Origin of the sequence: Sulfitobacter sp. HI0027 (assembly GCF_001634775.1) — a bacterium.
Classification (GTDB): domain Bacteria; phylum Pseudomonadota; class Alphaproteobacteria; order Rhodobacterales; family Rhodobacteraceae; genus Sulfitobacter.
The window spans coordinates 1-2,710 of the sequence record NZ_LWER01000066.1 but is presented as its reverse complement, the minus strand read 5'-3'; the positions used below and the strand labels follow the sequence as shown (position 1 = coordinate 2,710).

The following is a 2,710-nucleotide window of genomic DNA, read 5'->3' as shown; positions in this document are numbered from 1 at the left end:
GTGGATCGGGTGGTTGGTCATCGTGAGGTTGCCCACGCGGACCCGTACCTTGTCACCCTGATTGACGACCAGCGGGTCGATGTCGGGGAAAATCCGGCTGTTCCAAGTCCACAGGTTGAAATCCGTCATCGTCATGATGCGGGGTATGTAGGTGCCCGGATCAATATCAAAAGCGTTCAGCATGATCAGGAAGTCCCGATCGACGCGCATGAAATCGGGATCCTTGGGGTGGACCACGAACATGCCCATCATGCCCATCGCCATCTGCACCATCTCATCGCCATGCGGGTGGTACATGAAGGTGCCGGATTTGGTCAGATCGAACTCATAGACAAAAGTCTTGCCCGGCGGGATGCCGGGGTGGCTGAGCCCGCCGACGCCGTCCATGCCCGAGGGCAGGATCAGCCCGTGCCAATGCACGGTGGTATGCTCGGGCAAGCGATTGGTCACGTAGATACGCACCCGGTCGCCCTCGACCGCCTCAATGGTCGGGCCGGTGGATTGGCCGTTGTACCCCCAAAGCCGCGCGACCATTCCGTCGGCAAGTTCACGCTCGACGGGCTCGGCAACGAGGTGAAATTCCTTCACCCCGTTGTTCATCCGGTGCGGCAGGGTCCAGCCGTTGAGCGTGACCACGGGATTGTAATCCGGCCCGCTGGTGGGGCGGGTTGGCGATTGGGTCAGCGCGCTGTCCATGACGGCGGCTTCGGGCAGGCCCATATTCATGGTCTGCCCCCATGCTTTGGAGGACACGAGCGTTGCACCCGCAGCACCGGCCCCCAGCAGTTGACGTCTGTTCATCATCTGGTTGCTTCCTTGTCTCAATGTCCGCCGCCGCCACCGGCGGCGATTTGTGTCTCTCCACCGGCACCACCGCCGCCGCTGCCACCGCCGTAGATTGCGGCAGTCAGACCAGCCGAGGCCAGCCAGAACTCACGCTTGGCATTGGCCGCTTCAAGCTGGCTCCCGATCCTTTCGCGGGCGTCATTCAGCAGGTCGAAGGTGCTGGTGATCATGCCGTTGTTGCTCAGCAGTGCCTCCTCATCGATGGTACGCCGCAGCGGCAGCACCACGTCCGAATAGTGCCGCGCAATCTGGTGGCTTGAGCGGTAGGCCGTGGCCGCAGCACGTGCTTCGGAGCGGACGTTCACCGCGCGTTCGGCCAGCACATTGGCCGCTTGCAGATAGCTCAGCTCGGCCTTGCGCAGCCGCGCTTTGCCGCTGTCGAAGATTGGGATCACGAACTCAAACTCGACCTGCGGTGACACGCTGGTTTCAATCTCGCCGTTCTCTTCCTCCCGTTCGATTTCGGCCCCGGCGATGACTTCGAGATCGGTCAGGGTACGGGTCGCATCGGTCAGGCCATAGGCTTTGGCCGTGGCCTCCAACCCCAGCCGGGCGACTTCCAGATCAACCCGATTGGCCAGTGCCAGCCGTTCGATGCCCCGGTGGCTGCTGACCGTGTTCGGCACACGCGGCAGGGCATCGGGCACGTAATAGGCCACGTCCTGCCCCCAAAGGCCCATAAGTCGGGTCAGTTGCTCCTTGGCCAATTGCGCATCCAGCCGCGCCTGTGCCAATTGGCCCGCCATTTCGGCGTTGAACGCCTGCTCTCGGGCCTGCGCGGCTTTGTTGAGCGCGCCGGTCTTGCCCAGCTGCTGCGCCAGTTCCGCCGCCGCATCGGTGGTGACGGCCGCGCGTTTCAGATAGCTGACCGTTTCAAAGGCCGCGACCGCATTGACCCAAGCCTCGCGTGTTTCATTGGCCAGTGCCAGCGTGTCGCTGACGGCTTGCATCTGCGCGTGCTGGAACTCGGCCTCGGCAGCGGCGATGCGCTGTTTGCGGGTGCGAGCGTCCAGCAGGTTCACGGCGATCATGCTTTCCAAAGCACGGTAGAGCCCGACCTCGGGCGCACCGATGCCTAAAAGACCGATGGAGACGACGGGGTTCTCGGGCGTGGACTGTTGCCATGCTTCCGCTGCCGACAGACCGATCTGCGCGTAGGATGCCTGAAGCCCCTTGTTGTTCAACAGCGCAACCTGCACCGCGGTTTCGGCACTGATCGTCTTGCCCTGCACCATGGCGCGGACCTGTTTGGAGGCGGCGACGGTCTCGGCCTGCGACTGCGCCCAGACGGTGCGCTTGCCGATGGCCTTGGAGGTGCGCGCTTCAACAGTGGCAAAGCCAGCATCACGGGCCGAGAAACTCACCGGCAGGTCCGTTGCCGTGCAGGCGCCCAAGATCAGTGGTGTAATGACTGCGGCGGTTTTCAATTTCCAACGCATCAGTGGTTCATCCCCTGCATATCCATCCCTTGCATAGGTGCCTGTTCAGCGTTCAATCGTCGCCAATCGAGCGGCTCCACCACGCCGCGACGACGGTAGCCTGCAAAGGGTTGCTCTTCGGCGGTGGCAGCACTGCCGCGCGTGCTGTTGTCGGCGGCGGTCATCGCGGCGACTTCGGGCAGAGGCGTGGGCTGCTGCACATAGGCGGCTGTGACGTCTGGAAATGGGGGGAGCGTCGAGGCGCAAGCCCCAAGGGTCAGGTGTTGATTGTCACTGAGAACTGACCCGGTATTTTCACCGAGATTTGACCCACCCTCAGTTATGCGTCGTGGTCTATGATGCGGTCAATGTTTTGGCCTCCTTTGCAGTTTTCTTTGCTGCCTCAGAACTGACCTTGAAGCGGTAGCTGTCGTTTCCGGTTTCGA

General features: G+C 62.4%; 3 protein-coding genes and 1 pseudogene. All 4 read right to left on the bottom strand.

Features of this window, described 5'->3' with window-relative positions; genetic code table 11:
- The coding region (locus tag A3722_RS04010) for a multicopper oxidase domain-containing protein (RefSeq protein WP_150120428.1) at nucleotides 1-804 on the bottom strand (804 nt) is incomplete at its 3' end.
- Nucleotides 805-821: 17 nt separating this feature from the next.
- Entirely contained in the window at nucleotides 822-2,285 is a 1,464-nt protein-coding gene (locus A3722_RS04005; RefSeq protein ID WP_067630983.1) for a TolC family protein, read from the bottom strand.
- A complete protein-coding gene (locus A3722_RS04000) occupies nucleotides 2,285-2,485 on the bottom strand; it encodes a hypothetical protein (protein ID WP_067630081.1) in 201 nt (66 codons plus the stop codon). Before A3722_RS04000 ends, A3722_RS04005 begins: the two co-directional genes overlap by 1 nt.
- 133 nt (nucleotides 2,486-2,618) lie before the next feature.
- Nucleotides 2,619-2,710 (bottom strand): annotated as a pseudogene (locus tag A3722_RS25255) (ATP-binding protein); the annotation flags it as partial.